1 protein-coding gene is annotated in these 323 nt (G+C 57.3%); it reads left to right on the forward strand.

The genetic code is table 11. The annotated features are described in order from the left end of the window. Nucleotides 1-256, forward strand: a 256-nt coding sequence (locus SB772_RS39730) for an acyl-CoA dehydrogenase family protein (protein ID WP_410838483.1), incomplete at its 5' end; no start/stop codon positions are given. Nucleotides 257-323 lie beyond the last annotated feature (67 nt).

Below are 323 nucleotides of genomic sequence, written 5' to 3' on the forward strand. Positions count from 1 at the left end.
TCGGGAATTTACCTATCGCCAGGCGGCGAAGATGGCGGCGGGGCAGAGTGTGATCAAGGAAATTTCGATGGCCAAGAACTTTGCCACCGACACGGCGGACCGGATCGTCAATGATGCGGTGCAGATTCTGGGAGGCTTGGGTTACATGCGTGACAGCCTTGTGGAGCGGCTGTACCGGGATAACCGGATTCTGTCGATTGGCGGCGGGACGCGGGAGGTGATGAACGAGATTATCAGTAAACAGATGGGGCTTTGATTGGTGGTGTAGCGGCTGACGTCATCGCGGGCAAGCCCGGCTCTCATATGACATAGGTCACTGTGGG

It is taken from the genome of Paraburkholderia sp. SIMBA_030 (genome assembly GCF_046535245.1).
GTDB lineage: Bacteria > Pseudomonadota > Gammaproteobacteria > Burkholderiales > Burkholderiaceae > Paraburkholderia.